The sequence below is a fragment of the Halomonas sp. NYA30 genome, from assembly GCF_976980765.1.
In genome coordinates, this window is sequence record NZ_OZ334477.1 from 2,308,945 (window position 1) to 2,326,559 (window position 17,615).

The following is a 17,615-nucleotide window of genomic DNA, read 5'->3' on the forward strand; positions in this document are numbered from 1 at the left end:
TTGCCTCAGGTTGAAACAGCGACATCTGATAAGCGCCAGCGACTATCACCCAAATACCGTACCTGGCTTCTGTTGTGGAGCCTTTTACGCCTGATTATCGTATTGCCAATTTGGCTGTTTGGGATTGCGGCGCTGCTTGTTGGGGTAGCGTTATCGCCCTGGGGCACTGGTGTATTGCTCTCGCAGGGGGAGCAGCGGGACTTATTCACCTATGCACACCATGAAGGTGGGCTGCTTGATCGTTTTCTGATCGAAGATTTCCAACTACAGCTGGGTGAAACCCGTATTACTGTGGATGAATTTGAGCTTGCGTGGGGGGATGACTGCGTCCTGTCGGGCCGGTTATGCATCGACACACTCCGCGTGGTAGGCGCTGATGTTCGTTTAGGCGCATCGGGCGAACAGGAGCCGCCGCCAGAAGAAGGGGGAGCGCCACTCGCTATTCGTTTCCCTTTCCCGATCCAGCTACGTTCGCTACAGCTTGACGATGTCAGCCTGCGTCTTGCCGACGGCACCGAGGTCGCGTGGCGCTCGTTAAGCTCAGCGGCTGTTGCCGAAGGCAACCAAGTGCGACTTGAGCCGACCCACCTGGAGCAACCGCGCCTTTATTTGCCGCCATCGGCGGGGGTGTTACTAACGCAAGCCACTGAAACACCTCTTTCTGCTGAGGCTATCGATGCCGCTATATTGCTCCGCGAACCGCAAGAAGAAGCCGTACTGGCAGTAGAGTCTCCTGAAGAGCAGTTAGAAGCACGAGAACGACTGGAATTACCTGCCATTACCTTGCCGGTGGATATTCAAATACCCGAATTTACGCTTAACGATTTTCGCTTGAAAGGCTCCACAGAGTATCAAGTGGAACACCTTCAGCTTGGACTGATGACCGAGGGCGACCGCATTGAGTTAACCGAGCTTGCTGTCGTTACCCCAGACGCTGAGGCTGAATTAACCGCAAAGGCAACTTTAAGCGACAGTTACCCACTTGAAGCTCGTTTGAACGTAGAACTTTTTTTAGCTGAGAGGTTTCCTGAGCTCGATGGAGAAACCTTGACGTTAACGCTGTCTGGCCCACTCGATGCACTTGAAGCACAGTTGGAGGTATCCGGCGCGGTAAACGCGTCGTTAAACGGACAAGTAGACGCGCTAGCCCCTACGCTGCCATTTCAAGTGCAGTTACAAAGTGACCAGGTACAGTGGCCGCTCGCCATTGACGAAACGGCGCAAGCCGACGGCGATGTGGTCACCGACCCTTATGTGGTCGATGAGCTGGATTTACAGATGACCGGCAGCCTGAGTGAGTATAGCGCTCAGCTCGCGATGGCTGTTGAGGGGCCCAGCGTGCCACGTACCCAGATTAACGTCAGCGGTGAGGGCGACCTTGAACACTTTAGCTGGCAGCCGCTTAACCTGACCGTAGGCGAAAGCTACCTGCGTAGTGAAGGCACCGTTAACTGGTTAGCTCCCTTGCAGGTTGATGCGAGTATCCGTTTGGATCAGTTTGACCCTTCCCACTTCGTGGATCAGTTAGACGGCAGTCTGAATGGCGATATTGAGTTTTCCTTGTTCCAGCAAGAGAGCCCACAAGGTGCCGCGTGGGCTGTCAGCGTCCCCAACTTGGCGATTGATGGTGTCCTGCGCGACTACCCCCTGACACTGCAGGCCGCCCTGGACGCCAACAGCAATATGGAGCTGAATATTGAACAGCTGCTGTTTACCCAGGGGGATAACCGGTTGGAAGCGGCAGGCCAAATCAGCGAACAGGCGATGTCGTTAAATGCCGACATTGCGCTACGCCAACTGCAAACCCTCTCACCGGATCTAGCGGGTAACATTGTGGGAACGCTGGAGGCTAGCGGTAGTTTTGATCAGCCGCAATTGCTGGCTGACTTACAAGGCGATGGCGTGCGTTTCGGCGAAAATCGCATTGAACGGCTCACACTAAATGCCGATGTGCAGGGAATCGATGATCCTGCCCTTGATGTGCAACTGGCACTGCAAAACGTCAATGCCGGTGGCCAAGCGCTGTCTACCATGAATGTAACTTTAGCCGGGCGTCTCTCAGAGCATCGTCTCGAGCTTAATGCCCAGGGTACGGACAACAACGTATTAAGCCGTGCTCAACTCGCCCTTGATGGGCGTTTTGATCAGCCGAACCAATTGTATCAGGCCCAAGTAACGCCACTGGAAATCGATTCGGAAGCGGGCGATATTCGCCTTGAAGCACCCTTGGATCTCCGTTACAACTTGGCCAGCGGTCAGGCGAACCTTTCATCCTTCTGCCTACGTCGAGAGCAGGGCGGCTTGGTTTGTTCTGAAGAGGAAATAAATGCTTCGGCGCAACAGGGCAACGCCGTGCTTTCATTACGTGAAGTGCCTATGGAGATGGTGGAGCCTTTTTTACCCGAAGAGTGGCAGTTAGAAGGCGACACAACGGCGGATCTTAACGTTAATTGGCGCCAGGGCGGTGCACAGTGGCAGGCAAATCTACAGGTGCTAAGTGAACTCGCAGTAACGGCCATCAATGATTATGGTCAGCCCGTACAACTGCCAGAAATCAATTTAGACGCCCAGATTGAGGCTAACCAAGCACAAGCGGATGCCAATGTAACGCTTTCGCTTGCCGAGGCAGGCGATCTAAACCTGGATTTATCGATCGATGACCCACTAGGGGCAGGCGAGCTAGAGGGGGAGCTGCGTGCAGACGATGTTTCACTGCAACCTTATCGCCCTATGCTCGTCGGAATGGATCAACTGGAAGGGAATCTGACAGGTAGTGTACAAATTTCGGGCACTACCGATCAGCCCGGCTTGCAGGGCCAGCTTGGGTTACGTGAGATTCGTGTTAATGGTCCTGAAATTCCAGTAGATGTACAAGATGGAGAGTTACTGGTCTCTTTTGACGGTGAGCAGGGCGATATTGACGGTTATCTAGCGGCCGAGCGCGGGCGTTTGGAAATCACCGGTGATGCTTACTGGCCAAACGGTGACGATTGGCGCATTGGTGTCGATCTAAATGCTGTTCAAGAGCCTATTCTGATCGTATTGCCACAGTTTGGTCGTCTAGAAGCGGCGCCTGATGTTCGTGTTCGTGTGACTCCAGAAAGGCTGCAAGTAAGGGGAGATATCAACTTACCCTGGGCAAGGCTGGAAATTGGCGATATGCCGTCTTCGGCCGTTACGCCTAGCGGTGATGAAGTGATTATCACCGAGCGCGACGATCGGCAGGCAGAAATTGAGGCACAGCGTGCTGCCGCCAATGGTGATGAGCCTAGCGCTGCAGATGAACTAGCCGCTACCGGCATGGCCCTTGATGTGCTGGTGACGCTAACGCTGGGTAGTGATATGCAGCTATCGGCCTACGGCTTAGAATCCGGACTGGGAGGTTCATTAGAAATTCGCCAAAGTGGCGGTGCATTACAGCTATTTGGCGATGTCAATTTAGTTGATGGGCGCTTCCAGGCGTTCGGTCAAGACTTGGTCATTCGCCGCGGTGAACTACTGTTTAGCGGGCCCCCTGGGCTACCTACCCTCGACTTTGAGGCCATCCGTAATCCCGACGTCACCGAAGATGACGTTATTGCTGGCCTGCGTGTCACCGGTAATGCCGAAGCCCCCAATGTACTGATCTTCTCCGAACCAGCAATGGATGAAACACGAGCACTTTCATATTTACTACGGGGCCGTGCCCCGGATGCCTCCGGCGGAGGGGTGGATAGCGCACTAACCACGGCGTTGATTGGTATGTCATTAGGACGCACCGGTGGCGCAGTGGGCTCGATTGGCGAGGCTTTCGGTATTGACGACTTAACCCTGGATACCACCGGCGCCGGCGATGACAGTCAAGTCGCCGTCAGTGGCCAACTGACCGATGACCTTAGGATTAGTTACGGTGTGGGAATTTTCTCGCCGATTGCAGAACTAACACTACGCTATACGCTGTGGCGTAATCTTTATCTTCAGGCCGTATCGGGTACCAATCAGGCGGTGGATTTGATCTACACCTTTACCCGTTCCGGTGACCCAAAAATCTTACAGCAGCAATGAGTGAGGGCGATATGTCGCTATTTTCTTCTTCAAGTACCAGTCGTGTACTGCCTGGCCGCGATACCCCTATAGAGACCAGCGATGTTCACACCATCAACGGGCATTCGTTGCATCCACCGTTTCCAGAGGGCCATGAAGAGATTGTGCTGGGAATGGGCTGCTTCTGGGGTGTTGAACGGCTGTTTTGGCAATTGCCCGGCGTCTATGTGACCGCGGCAGGTTATGCCGGCGGTGAAACGCCCAACCCCACCTATGATGAGACCTGCACGGGGCGTACCGGTCACACCGAGGTGGTGAGGGTGGTCTTCGATCCTAAGCAGGTCGACCTGGAATCGCTGCTACAGGTGTTCTGGGAACAGCACGATCCTACCCAGGGAAATCGCCAGGGCAACGATATTGGATCGCAGTATCGTTCAGCTATTTTCACCACCAGCGAGGCTCAGCAAGCAGCCGCTGAACAAAGCGCGTCCGCCTTTCAGCAGGCGCTCAACAAGGCAGGCAAAGGGCAAATCACGACCGAAATAAAACCGCTTGAAGCGTTTTATTATGCAGAGGCTTACCATCAGCAGTATCTCGACAAAAACCCGAATGGCTACTGCGGCTTAAAAGGCACTGGCGTGACCTGCCCGATAGGCTAAAAGCTCATTTTTATCAAAGTTAATTTAACCAAGCTAACCAGCGCATTATAAAGGAAGCCATTATGCAGCAGCGTTATCACCGAAAGCGGGCTTTCCAGCGTAGCGCGATAGGCAGCACTTTGGTACTGCTACTGTGTGCGCCGTTATCCTGGGCGAGCGAGGAGGCCACTAGCGAGCTTTCGATGCCTCAAACCGTTGGCGACACTCAGTTCGCCAGCGAGCGTGAAGCAGTGATGTGGCGCCAGCAAGAGCTCAAAGATATTGAAAGTCTGGTTCGTCAGCTGCGTTTTGACTTAATTAATAATCAAGATGTAGAGGCTGCCGCCCCGCGCTTAACGGAACTCCAAGAGCGTACGACTGCCCAGCAGTTACTACCTGCCTTTATTGAGGGTACGCATGGCGGTGGTTCTGAGGCGCGCGCCTCTATTTGGGAAGAGTGGAATGAGTTTGCCGCTGGCTTTACTGACCTTGAGGATAAAATCACTCAGTTGGTTGAGGTCGCCGAACAGGGGGATACCCGTAATACAGCGAGAGCACTTTCCGAGGTAGGCGCTAGCTGCAAGAGCTGCCATCGCGCCTACCGCTACGACTAGCGTCTCAGTAGGCGCTCAAAGAGAGACTTAATCGCCTGATTGTATGCGGTCAATACGGTAAAGCGTTTCCACTTGCTCTAAGCCACTGATGGTGCAATTCAGGTCTTTAACGCGACCATCGCTTAAACCGTAAACCCAGCCATGTACCGAGATTTGCTGCCCACGCTGCCAGGCGCGCTGCAAAATCTTGGTACGGCACAAGCTATTCACCTGCGCTTTAACGTTGAGCTCGCACATACGGTCAATTTGGTCTTCCAGAGGAAGATGGTCTAGCGAATCACGGTGACGGTTGTACTGTTCGCGAACCGAATGTAGCCAATAATCGACCACACCGCATTCGCCACCCATCATGGCGGCCTTAATGCCCCCACAACCATAGTGTCCGACAATCATAATATGGCTGACTTTAAGCACATCCACCGCGTACTGAACCACCGACAGGGCGTTCATATCCGTATGGTGGAGCAGGTTCGCTACATTGCGGTGAACGAAAACTTCCCCAGGCGGCAGCGCAATAATTTGATTGGCGGGCACACGGCTATCCGAACAGCCAATCCATAAATAGTCTGGGTTTTGCTGACTTGAAAGCCGTTTAAAGTAGTCGGGGTCCTCTTCGCACATGCGCTCAGCCCAGGCACGATTGTTATCGAGTAGCGTCGCAATAGAGTCAGACATAGTGTCTCCAGCAAGATTAAATAGAGTTAAGTCGCTGATCGAGAAGCGGAATAATAAATCTTAGCAAGTATAAGGGATTGGACAGTATAAAATAGCAGCAAATGGTTTTAACCCCCCCGGACAGTCAGGTCAATATCCTTGTTTGGCCGTCAGGGGTAATCATTTTTAACTTCACAGGAGCAAACGATGGCCGACTTTTCCGAATATGAATATGACCTCCTGGTGATTGGTGCAGGCTCCGGCGGCGTGCGTGCTGCGCGTATGGCAGCCGCCACCGGTGCCAGAGTAGCGATTGCCGAAGACCGATACCTGGGCGGTACCTGTGTCAACGTTGGCTGTGTGCCCAAAAAACTTTACTCATACGCCGCCCATTTTCACGACAGCTTTGATGACTCGGCCGGTTTTGGCTGGCAGTTGCCTGGCCCGGCAAGCTTTGACTGGGCGACGCTGCGTGATAATAAAATAAGCGAAATCAAACGGCTAAACGGTATTTATCAGCGCATGCTGGAAGGCGCGGGAGTAACACTTTTTAATGCCCGGGCTCGGCTGGCTGATGCGAATACAGTGACGTTGAGCGGAGAGCATGGCGATATTTCGATAAGCGCAGAAAAAATCCTGGTGGCCACGGGCGGGTGGCCATGGGTGCCCAATTTTCCGGGTAGCGAATATGCGCTGGACTCCAACCAGATCTTTGATCTCGATACGTTTCCCAAGCGCTTTCTGGTTTTGGGTGGCGGTTACATCGCAGTCGAGTTCTCTAGCATTTTCAACGGGCTTGGTAGCGAGACACACCTCATCTATCGTGGCGAGCTGTTCTTGAAAGGTTTTGATCAACAGGTTCGCGAATTCACCTGTGCCGAAATGGAAAGAAAGGGGGTCAACCTCCACTTCAACACCAATATTGAGCGTATTGAAGCCACCCAGAATGCCTACAACGTTTATCTCACCGATGGGCAGGTAATGGAAGTCGATGTGGTGCTGGCGGCAACTGGGCGCAAAGCTAATATCAAAGACCTGGGTCTGGAGGCGCTGGGTATTAACCTGGATGAGCAGGGCAAGATCCCTGTCAACGAGCGTTTTGAAACGGCGCAACCGTCAATCCTTGCGCTAGGCGACTTAATCGCTGGCCCAGAACTAACGCCAGTGGCCTTGGCAGAAGCGATGCAGCTGGTGGATGTCCACTTTGCCGACACCGTCCCCCAGCCGCTCGATTACACCACGATTCCAACCGCCGTTTTTTGCCACCCTAACATCGGCACGGTAGGGCTTTCCGAAGAGGCGGCTCGTGAAAAATTCACCAATATCCGCGTTTATAGCACCAATTTTCGGGCCATGAAGCACACCTTGTCGGGTAGCCAAGAGCGCACCTTAATGAAATTGGTGGTAGACGATGCCACTGATGTGGTGGTCGGGGCCCATATGGTCGGCGACGACGCAGGTGAAATCATTCAAGGTATAGCTATCGCGGTAAGGGCAGGCCTTACCAAGCATGACTTTGACCGCACTGTGGGTATCCACCCAACGGGAGCAGAGGAGTTCGTCACTATGCGCACGCTCACGCGTACTTGACCCGGTGCTTATGTTGCCTTGCGACGAGCGCTGGATGCCCGTGCAGACATCGCATATGAAGATCGTGCATGTGAAGACAAGTTGTGAGTGAAAACAGATTTAGGTATGCCCATTGGCACGCCTTTTTTTGTCGGCAAGTTGGGCTATTCTAAATCAGTAACGACAGATCTGAGCGCGAGCAGATAGCTAACAAGCCGTTTCTCATAACAAAAAATTATGGAAAGTAGGGTGGTGAATAATATGATTTTTGAATTGCTCATAATCAGCTGTTATAATGATCATCAAATTCGCTACAGCGAAGCATAACTATGAGTACGCCCATACAACCGTTTACCCCCTCTGCTGACTTGGCCAGGCCTACAGTGGCCGATGCCGTCGTTGGTCATGCGGAGACACCGCTGTTTATTCGCAAACCTAATGCGGATGACGGCTGGGGAGTGTACGAGCTTATCAAAGCCTGCCCGCCGCTGGATGTGAATTCTGCCTACGCCTATTTGTTACTCGCTACACAGTTTCGTGATACCTGTGCAGTCGCTACCAATGAAGAGGGTGAAATCGTTGGTTTTGTATCGGGCTATGTGAAGGATAATGCCCCCGATACTTACTTCTTATGGCAGGTAGCCGTCGGCGAAAAAGCACGCGGTACAGGGCTTGCACGTCGCTTGGTCGAGGCAATCATGTCGCGCCCCGAGCTTGACGATGTGCATCACCTTGAAACCACGATCACGCCAGACAATCTAGCCTCTTGGGGCTTATTTCGTCGCTTGGCCGCGCGCTGGCATGCGCCGCTCAATAGCCGCGAATACTTCTCTACCGAACAGCTCGGAGGGGAGCATGACCCGGAAAACCTGGTTCGTATCGGTCCGTTCCAAACAGACCGCATCTAATACGTGCGTTTAACCATAAACAGCACGTAGTGAACATACTGTTTTTCCCGCTCATGTTGCTCCGGGCTAGCAACGCCTAATGGCAAAATGATTGACCAAGGAGGTCGCAATGCAGACCCAGACGCTTGAACGCATGGAATCCAATGTACGTACTTATTCTCGTTCATTCCCGGTGGTATTTACCAAAGCGCAAAATGCGCGCCTAACCGATGAGAACGGCCGTGAATACATTGATTTCCTCGCCGGCGCGGGCACGCTTAACTACGGTCACAATAATCCGCACATGAAGCAGGCAATGATTGATTACCTGTCAACAGACGGTGTTGTGCACGGTCTGGATATGTGGACCAATGCCAAGCGCGATTATTTAGAAACGCTTGAGGAAGTCATCTTCAAGCCACGCGGTCTCGACTACAAAGTGCATTTACCAGGCCCGACTGGTACCAACGCTGTCGAAGCCGCCATTCGTTTGGCCCGTGTTGCTAAAGGCCGTCACAACATCGTGACGTTCACCAATGGCTTCCACGGTGTAACGATGGGCGCTTTGGCTACCACCGGTAACCGTAAGTTCCGTGAAGCCACGGGCGGTATCCCAACTCAGGGTGCCAGCTTCCTGCCCTATGATGGCTACATGGGCGAACATACCGACACGCTGGATTACTTTGAAAAACTGCTGGGCGACAAATCCGGCGGTCTGGATGTTCCCGCTGGTGTCATTATTGAGACCGTGCAAGGCGAGGGCGGTATCAACGTGGCAGGCCTGGAGTGGTTGAAGCGTTTGGAAAGCATTTGCCGAGCCCATGATATTCTGCTGATTATCGACGATATCCAGGCAGGCTGTGGTCGTACCGGTAAGTTCTTCAGCTTTGAGCATGCAGGCATCACGCCAGACATTATTACCAACTCGAAGTCACTCTCTGGCTTTGGCCTGCCATTTGCGCATGTCTTGATGCGTCCAGAACTGGATAAGTGGAAGCCAGGTCAATATAACGGCACCTTTCGTGGCTTCAGCTTAGCGATGGTGACAGCCACCGCCGCGTTAAAAAAATATTGGACCAACGATACCTTTGAGCGTGATGTTCAGCGCAAAGGACGTATTGTAGAAGAGCGTTTCCAAAAGCTTGCGGCACTGCTGACTGAGAGCGGCATGCCTGCCACTGAACGTGGGCGTGGTTTGATGCGTGGCATTGACGTGGTATCGGGAGATATCGCTGATAAAATTACCAGCAAAGCGTTTGAGCACGGCTTGATAATTGAAACCAGTGGTCAGGACGGTGAAGTCGTGAAGTGTCTGTGCCCACTGACCATCAGCGATGAAGACCTGCTGAAAGGCCTGGATATTCTGGAAATGTGCGTGAAAGCTGTTGCTAGCGAGTAATTTGGCGTTAGGATAAAGCGTCAGCTCACACCCGTTTCGTTAGGGAAACTGCGGCTAGTAATCGCTAGCCGCTATGCTATGGAGTACTTCTATGATCGTTCGTAATCTCGAAGAAGCGCGCAAAACAGAACGCCTAGTCACCGCTGAAAACGGCAATTGGGATAGCACACGTCTTGTTTTAGCCAATGATAACGCTGGCTTCTCGTTCCATATTACCCGAATTTTTCCCGGCACTGAGACCCACATTCATTATAAAAACCACTACGAAGCGGTGTTTTGCTATGAAGGTGAAGGCGAGGTGGAAACCCTGGCCGACGGTAAAATCTGGCCGATCAAAGCAGGCGACATTTACCTGCTAGATCAGCACGATGAGCACCTGCTACGCGGTAAAGAAAAAGGAATGACGGTTGCTTGCGTCTTCACACCGCCGATTACCGGCAATGAAGTCCACCAGGAAGACGGTTCATACGCAGCAGAATAGAAACGCTATTTAGAAAGAAATTATGAAATCGTCAGCTTGAGATGAAAAAAGCAGCCCGCTGAATAGCGGGCTGCTTTTTTAGCTAGGTGCCGAGTTTTGTCTATTGACCTGTATTCTCAAAGGTTTTCTCAAAAACTAAGGTGATTTCACCCAGCGTTAAGCCAAATTTTCGCATAGCCGTTCGATTGATCAAGCGGCCATCCGGTTGCAGGTACATCCAATCATCCATGGTGAACGTAATCATCCGCCCGTCGATAGCAATCTCTAACGGGTAACGCATATGGAAAGCATGTCCATATTGGCGAGCTTTAACGTGTCCCTCCACGTCGCTGGCGGTGCCAACCCAGTGATGCGCGTCGATACGTTCAAACGTCCATACCCGTCGGTCGGTTTCACCATCTGAAAACACGAAGGACTCATCCAGCGTTAGTGTATCGGCCTCGTAGGTGCCCTGGATTTCCACCGTGAAGCGGCGCTGTACCTCACCAGAATAATCCTGCACCATGCCCCAAGCTCGCGTAGTCCCTGTAAAGTACTCGGCAATATCCAAGCGAGGCTCTGAATCAGCGTAATCTTCGATATCAACACCCACACAGCCAGTCAGCAGGAAGAGCAGTATGAAAAAGCTTATGCGCAGCGAATGGATCATGGCATCATTTCCTATATTAAAATGGGCTCAGGTACAGCTATGGTAAAATAATTTAACAGCATAGAGCAGCTAAGCTGTTGTAGCCACTGCGTCTTACTCGGGTTCGCTTAATATATATTATGTTAAATAAGGTAAATTGTGTGCCTGAATAATCGTGATGACGTTGGACACTAGTCGCCCATCTCCTTATTATTCCCTCCACCTATTTGTCCAAGGATATCTCTCGTTATGCGCCCAGGTGTTTTGTGGCTAATAGCTAGCTTGTCGCTTTCAATCGCTGGATGTGCAGCAACCCAGCCAGAAACTAATGAACCGCCTCCCTTAAGCGAAGCGTCTTTCAATACTCGTATCCTTGAATTAGAGAGTCAATTGGCGCAGCAATGCGACACCCGTTCTGAGCTTCAGACACGCCAACTTGATCAGCAGCAGGTACTCACTGCCGACGTGCGCGAAGTCGGCAGTTTGTTACGTTCACTACGTCAAGATGTTCAACAGTTAGAAGCCCGTGGTGAAGAACCTGTCATCATCCGCGAAGAGTGTGAAGTTGATGAGACGCTAAGCACGAAAACGCTACTGGGTCGTAGCGAATGGGTTGGATTTCCAAGCCTGGGCACCTACCTCAAGGCGCGTGTCGATTCAGGAGCCAACACCTCATCGCTGTCGGCCGACGAAATCACCCGCTTCGAGCGGGACGGTGAAGACTGGGTGCGCTTCAAACTAGCGCTAAACGACGACGATGTGGCCGTTGAGTCGCAGCGTGATGAATGGGTCGAGGCACCTATTGTGCGTCGGGTTCGTATTCTTCAAGCTTCTGGTGAAGAATCCCGCCCGGTTATTTCATTATTAATGACGTTGGGACCGATCCGCGAAAACGTCGAGTTCACGCTGAATGACCGCTCACATTTAGAGTATCCGGTGCTACTGGGCCGGCGCTTTTTAATGGATATCGCTGTAATAGACGTCGCCGATACCTACTTACATGACCGCCCCGAGTTTCCTGGTGGCGAGCCAGCCGATCAAGCTGCTGAAGATGAAGCAGTTGATGACGACGATACAGAAGAGTAACTGCTCTCCCCTGGCGCTTTACGTAGAAAGGAATCTCCATGTCACGGTTAATGTTTTATATCATTGTCGGTTTGCTGTTGGTCGCGGGCATTGCCACCAGCGTACATCGCCATGTGCAGTTTGAAATCCCCTGGCTGCCCGGTGAACAACGCCAAGTCTGGGAGATTGAAGCGGGCATAAACTTCAATGCCCAAGATGGCCCTGTGCAAGTCGACTTGGCACTGCCTTCTCATCAGGCGGGCTATCGTGTATTAACTGAAAATACAGCATCGTCAGGGTATGGCTTGGCCTACCAAGCAGATGAACTAGGCCGTACCGCTCAGTGGACGATTCGCGAAGCGGCTGGCAGCCAAACGCTGTACTACTCTGTTCAAATGCTTGTATCGCAAGATGCCCGAGCACCGGTGCAAACGCCGCCTGAAATGACTCCTATAACGCCATGGGAAAGCCCCTATGACACGGCGGCTAGCCAGCTGATTGATCAAGCCTGGGCACGCAGCGCCAATAACGCGACGTTTGCCCGGGAATTGATCCGAGATGTGAATGGTGAGCGTCAGGGCGAAAACGCGCGTCTTCTGTTATCTCAGGAAAACCCAGCAGCGCTGGTGGTCCGCTTGCTCAACCAAGCGGGCGTATTAGCGCGCGAAGTAAGCGGACTGCTATTGGAAGATGGACGTCGCCGCCAAACACTTAGTAGTTGGATTCAAGTGTTTGATGAGTCTGGTGAACAGTGGGCCATTTTTCATCCGCTGACAGGCGAGCAAGGCAAACCCGAAAACCTACTGTTGTGGGAAACAGGCGGTCGAGCCGTCTTAGAAGTACAAGGTGGCACCAACTCTCGGGTTACCTTCTCAATGATGACCCACGATCAGCCGGCTTCAGCCGCGGTGCGCAATCACTATTCCGAAGACACGCTGCTGAATTTCTCCATTCATAGCCTGCCGTTGGAAGAACAAGCGCTATTCCAGACCATTCTGCTGATTCCGATTGGCGCGCTAATGGTGGTGTTTCTACGTGTCTTGGTAGGCATAAAGACATCCGGTACTTTCATGCCGGTTTTGATCGCCCTCGCCTTCATTCAAACCACCCTGCCCACTGGCCTGATCGGCTTCCTGCTTATCGTTGCGGTCGGGCTGATTATCCGTAACTACCTCTCTTACTTGAACTTGCTGCTGGTGGCCAGGGTCTCCGCGGTCATCATAACGGTGATCGCGATCATTTCTATCTTTACTGTACTGGCCTATCGCATGGGGCTGAGTGCTGGCTTAACGATTACCTTCTTCCCGATGATCATCCTTGCCTGGACTATCGAGCGGATGTCGATTTTATGGGAAGAGGAAGGTCCTAAACAGGTATTGATCCAGGGTGGCGGCAGCTTGATCACCGCCGTCCTTGCCTATCTGGCGATGAACAATCCCTGGGTACGCCATATCACGTTCAACTTCTTAGGCGTGCAGTTGATACTCATGGCGTTGATCTTGCTGCTGGGTAATTACACTGGCTACCGACTGTTGGAGTTACGCCGCTTTAAGCCAATTATTGATGATGAGAAACCATCATGAGTTGGTTCAACAACTGGACGTGGCCCACGCGCTTGCGTGATAAAGGCATCATTGGCATGAATCGGCGTAATATCCGCTACATTGGCCGTTATAACAGCCGCCGACTCTATCCCTTGGTGGACGATAAACTTAAGACCAAACTGCTCGCCCAGCAATATGGGATAACGTCGCCAGAATTGATCGGCACTGTGACCACCCAGTTCGGGGTTAAGCACATCGGCGAAATGCTCACGGGCCATGCAGGCTTTGTTATCAAGCCTGCTAAAGGTAGTGGCGGCAAAGGAATTTTGGTGATTGAAAAGGTCGAAGATAATGCCTTTATCAAGCCAAGTGGCGCCAAGCTAACCCTCACCGATGTTGAGCGGCACGTCTCTAATATTCTTTCCGGCCTCTACTCATTGGGCGGCTCGCCCGATGTGGCGGTGATTGAAACTCTGATCAATTTTGATGAAAGCCTGATGGATTACACCTACGAGGGGGTGCCCGATATCCGGGTGATCGTCTTTAAGGGCTATCCCGTTATGGCCATGATGCGGCTTTCCACCGCCGCCTCTGATGGCAAGGCAAACCTACACCAGGGCGCCGTGGGCGTGGGCTTAAACATTGCAACGGGGGCTGCACTACGCGCCGTACAGTTTGATCGGCCCTGCTTTAGTCACCCTGATACAGGGCACGACCTGGCAAGTTTAGTGGTGCCTCAGTGGGAAACACTGCTGAACTTGGCGGCGGGCTGTTATGAAATGACCGGCCTGGGGTATCTCGGCACCGATATGGTGTTGGATCGCAAGCATGGACCGATGCTGCTTGAACTAAATGCACGCCCCGGCCTAGCCATTCAAATGACCAATGGGGAAGGTTTGCGCCGTCGCCTGGATCTAATTGAGCGGCAGCCGGATGGCGTGCCTGCCAAACAGCGTGTCGCCTTTTCCCAACACCATTTCGCGCGGCAAAGTGAGCTGGTAGAAAGCCCTGACACCGCCTCCTCCAGCGCGTAGACTGGCGATAAGAGCCTATTGACGAGAGCCTAGGCTAACCACGTTCAACGAGTTGTCCATGACCCAAGCGAATACACTACTGCAGCAGGCGGAGTCTCAGTGCCACATCCGCGGCGTTCGTTTCACGCCTATACGCAGGCGCGTGCTAGAGCTAATTGCCGAAAATGGTGGTGGGCTGAAGGCGTATGATCTGCTGGATAAGCTGTCTACCGAACATGCGGCGGCTAGGCCGCCGACGGTTTATCGGGCGCTTGAGTTTCTGATTGACCAGGGCTTGGTGCATCGGATTGAGTCACAAAACTCCTATGTGGCCTGCGCGTGCCCTGAGCATGTGCATGGTTTTCAGTTGCTCATTTGCCGACACTGCGGTTACGTAGAAGAGCTGCATTTAGATGAGATCAGTGATCAACTGGCGGCTCTGGCAAACAGCCAAGGGTTTAACGTTGAGCGCCAAACCATAGAGCTGCAAGGGCTCTGCCAGGATTGTCGAACAAGCTGATGTATTCAAAAGCTAGCGAGTAGAATGTATGTCCCGTTTTGACCAAGTAGCTCCAGACGCCCTTTTTAAGCAGCTTGAGCATGCTACCCCTGAGGATAGCCTGCCCGCTATTGCAACCCTGCTAACGGCTGTGCGCTTTAATGCCGATGGTTTAATCCCTGCGATTGCCCAGCAGCACGACTCCAAAGAAGTGCTAATGATGGCGTGGATGAATCGTCAGGCGCTAGAAGAGACGCTAACCACTCAGCGGGTCTGTTACTACTCGCGCTCACGGGGAAAATTGTGGCGCAAAGGTGAGTCATCAGGCCAGCAGCAACAGCTTGTGTCCGCTGCCCTTGATTGCGATGGTGACACCCTGCTTCTGCAAGTTGAGCAAACAGGACCCGCTTGCCATACCGGCCGTCGTAGCTGTTTCTATATTGGCGTGGCCCAAGAGCAGGCATCGATTACCAGCACGCCGCTAATCGATCCCGATGAGCTCTACGGCAACAAAGTCTCTTCCTAGCCATGAAGCGCCTAGCCATGAGCCGCTGGCTAACATTACTGCGATCAGCCCTGCGCTGGGCATTAACAAGCGTGATGATTGGCTGCATTAAAACCTACCAATATACGCTTAGCCCCCTTTTGGGCCCTCGCTGTCGCTTCTGGCCCAGTTGCTCGTCTTACACTATTGAAGCAATTCAGGTGCACGGGCCGATAAAAGGTGGCTGGATGGCCGTGAAGCGTATCGTCAAGTGCCACCCAGGCAGCGCTGGCGGTATGGATCCAGTACCTGGCGGCCGAAGCGAGCAGCTTTGCCGCGAGGACGAAGATGCATCCTCATCCTGTTGCAGTGACCACCCTTCCCGCTAGCGCTGGTGTGCCACCTGATAGATCTTTTCAAGCATCGCATGTAAGCCGTTGCTACGGGTTGGCGAAAGATGCTTATCCAATCCCAAATCAGCTAAAAAGTGCGGTTCGGTGGCACGAATCTCTGCTGCCGAGCGGTCACTGTATATGCGCAGTAATAAGGCAATCAGGCCAGACACAATAGCGGCATCGGACGTCGCCTTAAAAATCAGCTTATCGCCTTCCTCTTCATGCCGCATCCATACATTAGACTGGCAGCCCTGGATTTTAAACTCCTCGACTTTCCAATCGTCGGGGAAGTCAGGCAGTTGTTTGCCCATATCAATAATGTACTGATAACGATCCATCCAATTATCGAATATCTCGAAATCTTCAATCAGCTCTTGCTGGGCCAGTTCGGCGCCGGAAGTGCTCATGGTATTTCCTTCTAAATGGGTAATGGCTACTGGTATAGCTATTAATCAAGCTATGAATCTGCCCCATTATAACGAGTCAATGGCGAATTGCTTAACCGATGACGCTGCTGCTCGTTATGCCACTCAATGTCTTCGGTATGCAGATAGCGTGATGTGGTATCGAGACGCGCATGACGCGCGCTTTCAGCCAAATGGCGCAGACTAATACCCGACTGAGCCTGATGGGTAATCGATGTATGCCGTAACCAGTGTGGCGTTGCCTGGCGCAGCGATTTGACATGCTGTGAAGCGCCGCCCTCCTCTTCAAGCGCTAAGGCTGCCTGCTGAAACGTTGCCCGAATCAGTCTATAAAGCTGGTTGTGCCCCAAGCCGCGCTGCCCATCCAGGGCGCGTAGAGCCGGCGCATTATGCTCCAGCTCGCTAGGCTGGTCAGGCAAGCCTAGCGCCTGGCGCCACTGGCGCAGGCAGGCCAGCATATCGTCGGGCAGCGGAATCCGCGCCACCTTGCTGCCCTTACCTACCACGCTCCACCACCAACGCCCTTCGCTGCGCTGGAAATCGCCCATGCGCGCGTCTGCCATTTCACTGATACGCGGAGCAAGTAGATAGGCAAAACCAAAGATAAAGCGTCGACGCGCCTGCTCAAAAAACCTTCGACTCCCCTCTTCCACCGCTAACGGCTCATTGAGCCACTGCCAGAACCACGCCCATACATCGCTCTCCAGGTAACGCTCAATACGCGGCGCCTGATTGTTCAAGCGCCGTGATTTATCACGCATCAGGCGAAACGGGTTATGGCTAACCCACCCGGCTTCTACCAACCAGGCAAACATGCCCTGCAGAATCACTAAGCTCTGACGCCGACTGGCGGGCGATAAAGGCCCACGAAACGGCCGCCACGCTGGGTGCGCGCGGGGCTTGGAGGGCCCTACCCACTGATCTCTGGGCTGAGGGTCGGCAAGGAACAGCTCAAACCGGCGCAGCGCTTCTCTATGGATATCTGCCAGCGTGAGTCCTTGGCTATTCAGCCAGAGTAAAAGCCGCTCGGATTCCCGGCGGTACGCTTTCCAGGTTTGTGGGCTGTCAACGTACTCTTCAAGCCAAGCCATCACCGCCTGAGCATCATTTTGTGCCGTAATTCTGACATTAATCTGCCCGCTTACAGGCCTGTGATCGAGCAGCAGCGGCTCCACTCCGCCCGGTGTTAACGCAGTTGGCATGTATTATTCCCTGAGCAATCGATGTTCTCTATGTGCCAGAGTGTGCCGTTGTAGCGGCATAAATTCAAGATAAGGCGGGTAATCTTGCATTTATT

General features: G+C 52.9%; 17 protein-coding genes. 13 read left to right on the plus strand and 4 right to left on the minus strand.

All coding sequences use genetic code 11. The features are described 5' to 3' along the window. The 3 genes from tamB to ACWI0H_RS10640 all read left to right on the plus strand — a co-directional run bounded on the left by tamB (nucleotide 1) and on the right by ACWI0H_RS10640 (nucleotide 5,275). Nucleotides 1-4,044: an autotransporter assembly complex protein TamB gene (gene tamB, locus ACWI0H_RS10630; RefSeq protein WP_336273078.1), complete on the plus strand. Its 4,044-nt coding sequence runs from the start codon at nucleotides 1-3 to the stop codon at nucleotides 4,042-4,044. Nucleotides 4,045-4,055: 11 nt separating this feature from the next. Then, nucleotides 4,056-4,682, plus strand: a complete 627-nt coding sequence (gene msrA, locus ACWI0H_RS10635; protein ID WP_336273077.1) for a peptide-methionine (S)-S-oxide reductase MsrA — start codon at nucleotides 4,056-4,058, stop codon at nucleotides 4,680-4,682. 62 nt (nucleotides 4,683-4,744) lie between these two features. After that, nucleotides 4,745-5,275, plus strand: coding sequence for a c-type cytochrome (locus ACWI0H_RS10640; protein ID WP_008957966.1), 531 nt, complete (start codon nucleotides 4,745-4,747; stop codon nucleotides 5,273-5,275). A 27-nt stretch (nucleotides 5,276-5,302) separates the two neighbouring features. Here the strand turns inward: ACWI0H_RS10640 and can are convergent, their stop codons facing one another. Then, entirely contained in the window at nucleotides 5,303-5,950 is a 648-nt protein-coding gene (can, locus tag ACWI0H_RS10645) for a carbonate dehydratase (RefSeq protein ID WP_176302125.1), read from the minus strand. Between the two features lie 186 nt (nucleotides 5,951-6,136). On the opposite strand from can, the gene gorA reads away from it, so the two are divergent. From gorA to ACWI0H_RS10665, 4 genes are all read left to right on the plus strand, one after another. Continuing rightward, on the plus strand, nucleotides 6,137-7,519 hold the full coding sequence (gorA, locus tag ACWI0H_RS10650; RefSeq protein ID WP_472952367.1) for a glutathione-disulfide reductase: 1,383 nt from the start codon (nucleotides 6,137-6,139) through the stop codon (nucleotides 7,517-7,519). 308 nt (nucleotides 7,520-7,827) lie between these two features. Then, on the plus strand, nucleotides 7,828-8,406 hold the full coding sequence (gene ectA / locus ACWI0H_RS10655) for a diaminobutyrate acetyltransferase (RefSeq protein ID WP_008957963.1): 579 nt from the start codon (nucleotides 7,828-7,830) through the stop codon (nucleotides 8,404-8,406). Nucleotides 8,407-8,515: 109 nt separating this feature from the next. Beyond that, nucleotides 8,516-9,784, plus strand: coding sequence for a diaminobutyrate--2-oxoglutarate transaminase (gene ectB, locus ACWI0H_RS10660; protein ID WP_035558202.1), 1,269 nt, complete (start codon nucleotides 8,516-8,518; stop codon nucleotides 9,782-9,784). Nucleotides 9,785-9,875: 91 nt separating this feature from the next. Then, complete coding sequence (locus ACWI0H_RS10665) at nucleotides 9,876-10,265, plus strand: ectoine synthase (protein WP_008957961.1); 390 nt, start codon at nucleotides 9,876-9,878, stop codon at nucleotides 10,263-10,265. A 100-nt stretch (nucleotides 10,266-10,365) separates the two neighbouring features. On the opposite strand, the gene ACWI0H_RS10670 is transcribed toward ACWI0H_RS10665, so the two are convergent. Continuing rightward, nucleotides 10,366-10,914 (minus strand): DUF3833 domain-containing protein, encoded by a 549-nt coding sequence (locus ACWI0H_RS10670; protein WP_336273075.1) that lies wholly within the window; start codon nucleotides 10,912-10,914, stop codon nucleotides 10,366-10,368. 228 nt (nucleotides 10,915-11,142) lie between these two features. On the opposite strand from ACWI0H_RS10670, the gene ACWI0H_RS10675 reads away from it, so the two are divergent. The 6 genes from ACWI0H_RS10675 to yidD are packed head-to-tail and all read left to right on the plus strand — an operon-like array spanning nucleotide 11,143 to nucleotide 15,887. Continuing rightward, nucleotides 11,143-11,979 carry an ATP-dependent zinc protease family protein gene (locus ACWI0H_RS10675; protein ID WP_179915110.1) on the plus strand — a complete coding sequence of 279 codons (837 nt, stop codon included), beginning with the start codon at nucleotides 11,143-11,145 and terminating at the stop codon, nucleotides 11,977-11,979. A 38-nt stretch (nucleotides 11,980-12,017) separates the two neighbouring features. Next, nucleotides 12,018-13,541, plus strand: a complete 1,524-nt coding sequence (locus tag ACWI0H_RS10680; RefSeq protein ID WP_485873441.1) for an inactive transglutaminase family protein — start codon at nucleotides 12,018-12,020, stop codon at nucleotides 13,539-13,541. Further along, nucleotides 13,538-14,536, plus strand: coding sequence for an alpha-L-glutamate ligase-like protein (locus ACWI0H_RS10685; RefSeq protein WP_176302131.1), 999 nt, complete (start codon nucleotides 13,538-13,540; stop codon nucleotides 14,534-14,536). Before ACWI0H_RS10680 ends, ACWI0H_RS10685 begins: the two co-directional genes overlap by 4 nt. Before the next feature lie 58 nt (nucleotides 14,537-14,594). Continuing rightward, nucleotides 14,595-15,035, plus strand: a complete 441-nt coding sequence (locus tag ACWI0H_RS10690) for a transcriptional repressor (RefSeq protein WP_008957956.1) — start codon at nucleotides 14,595-14,597, stop codon at nucleotides 15,033-15,035. 28 nt (nucleotides 15,036-15,063) lie between these two features. Next, on the plus strand, nucleotides 15,064-15,540 hold the full coding sequence (gene hisI / locus ACWI0H_RS10695) for a phosphoribosyl-AMP cyclohydrolase (protein ID WP_485873442.1): 477 nt from the start codon (nucleotides 15,064-15,066) through the stop codon (nucleotides 15,538-15,540). A 17-nt stretch (nucleotides 15,541-15,557) separates the two neighbouring features. Continuing rightward, entirely contained in the window at nucleotides 15,558-15,887 is a 330-nt protein-coding gene (gene yidD, locus ACWI0H_RS10700; RefSeq protein ID WP_485873443.1) for a membrane protein insertion efficiency factor YidD, read from the plus strand. Here the strand turns inward: yidD and ACWI0H_RS10705 are convergent. Further along, nucleotides 15,884-16,300, minus strand: a complete 417-nt coding sequence (locus tag ACWI0H_RS10705; RefSeq protein ID WP_008957953.1) for a SufE family protein — start codon at nucleotides 16,298-16,300, stop codon at nucleotides 15,884-15,886. The two genes, yidD and ACWI0H_RS10705, sit on opposite strands and share 4 nt — an antisense overlap. A gap of 50 nt (nucleotides 16,301-16,350) precedes the next feature. Then, nucleotides 16,351-17,520: a tyrosine-type recombinase/integrase gene (locus ACWI0H_RS10710; protein ID WP_101145528.1), complete on the minus strand. Its 1,170-nt coding sequence runs from the start codon at nucleotides 17,518-17,520 to the stop codon at nucleotides 16,351-16,353. Nucleotides 17,521-17,615: the final 95 nt, after the last annotated feature.

Coding starts and splice junctions, on each gene's coding strand:
- ACWI0H_RS10640 (WP_008957966.1), top strand. CDS start 4,745: ATGCAGCAGCGTTATCACCGAAAGCGGGCTTTCCAGCGTAGCGCGATA.
- hisI (WP_485873442.1), top strand. CDS start 15,064: ATGTCCCGTTTTGACCAAGTAGCTCCAGACGCCCTTTTTAAGCAGCTT.
- gorA (WP_472952367.1), top strand. CDS start 6,137: ATGGCCGACTTTTCCGAATATGAATATGACCTCCTGGTGATTGGTGCA.
- can (WP_176302125.1), bottom strand. CDS start 5,950: ATGTCTGACTCTATTGCGACGCTACTCGATAACAATCGTGCCTGGGCT.
- msrA (WP_336273077.1), top strand. CDS start 4,056: ATGTCGCTATTTTCTTCTTCAAGTACCAGTCGTGTACTGCCTGGCCGC.
- ACWI0H_RS10665 (WP_008957961.1), top strand. CDS start 9,876: ATGATCGTTCGTAATCTCGAAGAAGCGCGCAAAACAGAACGCCTAGTC.
- ACWI0H_RS10690 (WP_008957956.1), top strand. CDS start 14,595: ATGACCCAAGCGAATACACTACTGCAGCAGGCGGAGTCTCAGTGCCAC.
- ACWI0H_RS10685 (WP_176302131.1), top strand. CDS start 13,538: ATGAGTTGGTTCAACAACTGGACGTGGCCCACGCGCTTGCGTGATAAA.
- ectB (WP_035558202.1), top strand. CDS start 8,516: ATGCAGACCCAGACGCTTGAACGCATGGAATCCAATGTACGTACTTAT.
- yidD (WP_485873443.1), top strand. CDS start 15,558: ATGAGCCGCTGGCTAACATTACTGCGATCAGCCCTGCGCTGGGCATTA.
- ectA (WP_008957963.1), top strand. CDS start 7,828: ATGAGTACGCCCATACAACCGTTTACCCCCTCTGCTGACTTGGCCAGG.
- ACWI0H_RS10675 (WP_179915110.1), top strand. CDS start 11,143: ATGCGCCCAGGTGTTTTGTGGCTAATAGCTAGCTTGTCGCTTTCAATC.
- ACWI0H_RS10710 (WP_101145528.1), bottom strand. CDS start 17,520: ATGCCAACTGCGTTAACACCGGGCGGAGTGGAGCCGCTGCTGCTCGAT.
- ACWI0H_RS10705 (WP_008957953.1), bottom strand. CDS start 16,300: ATGAGCACTTCCGGCGCCGAACTGGCCCAGCAAGAGCTGATTGAAGAT.
- ACWI0H_RS10670 (WP_336273075.1), bottom strand. CDS start 10,914: ATGATCCATTCGCTGCGCATAAGCTTTTTCATACTGCTCTTCCTGCTG.
- ACWI0H_RS10680 (WP_485873441.1), top strand. CDS start 12,018: ATGTCACGGTTAATGTTTTATATCATTGTCGGTTTGCTGTTGGTCGCG.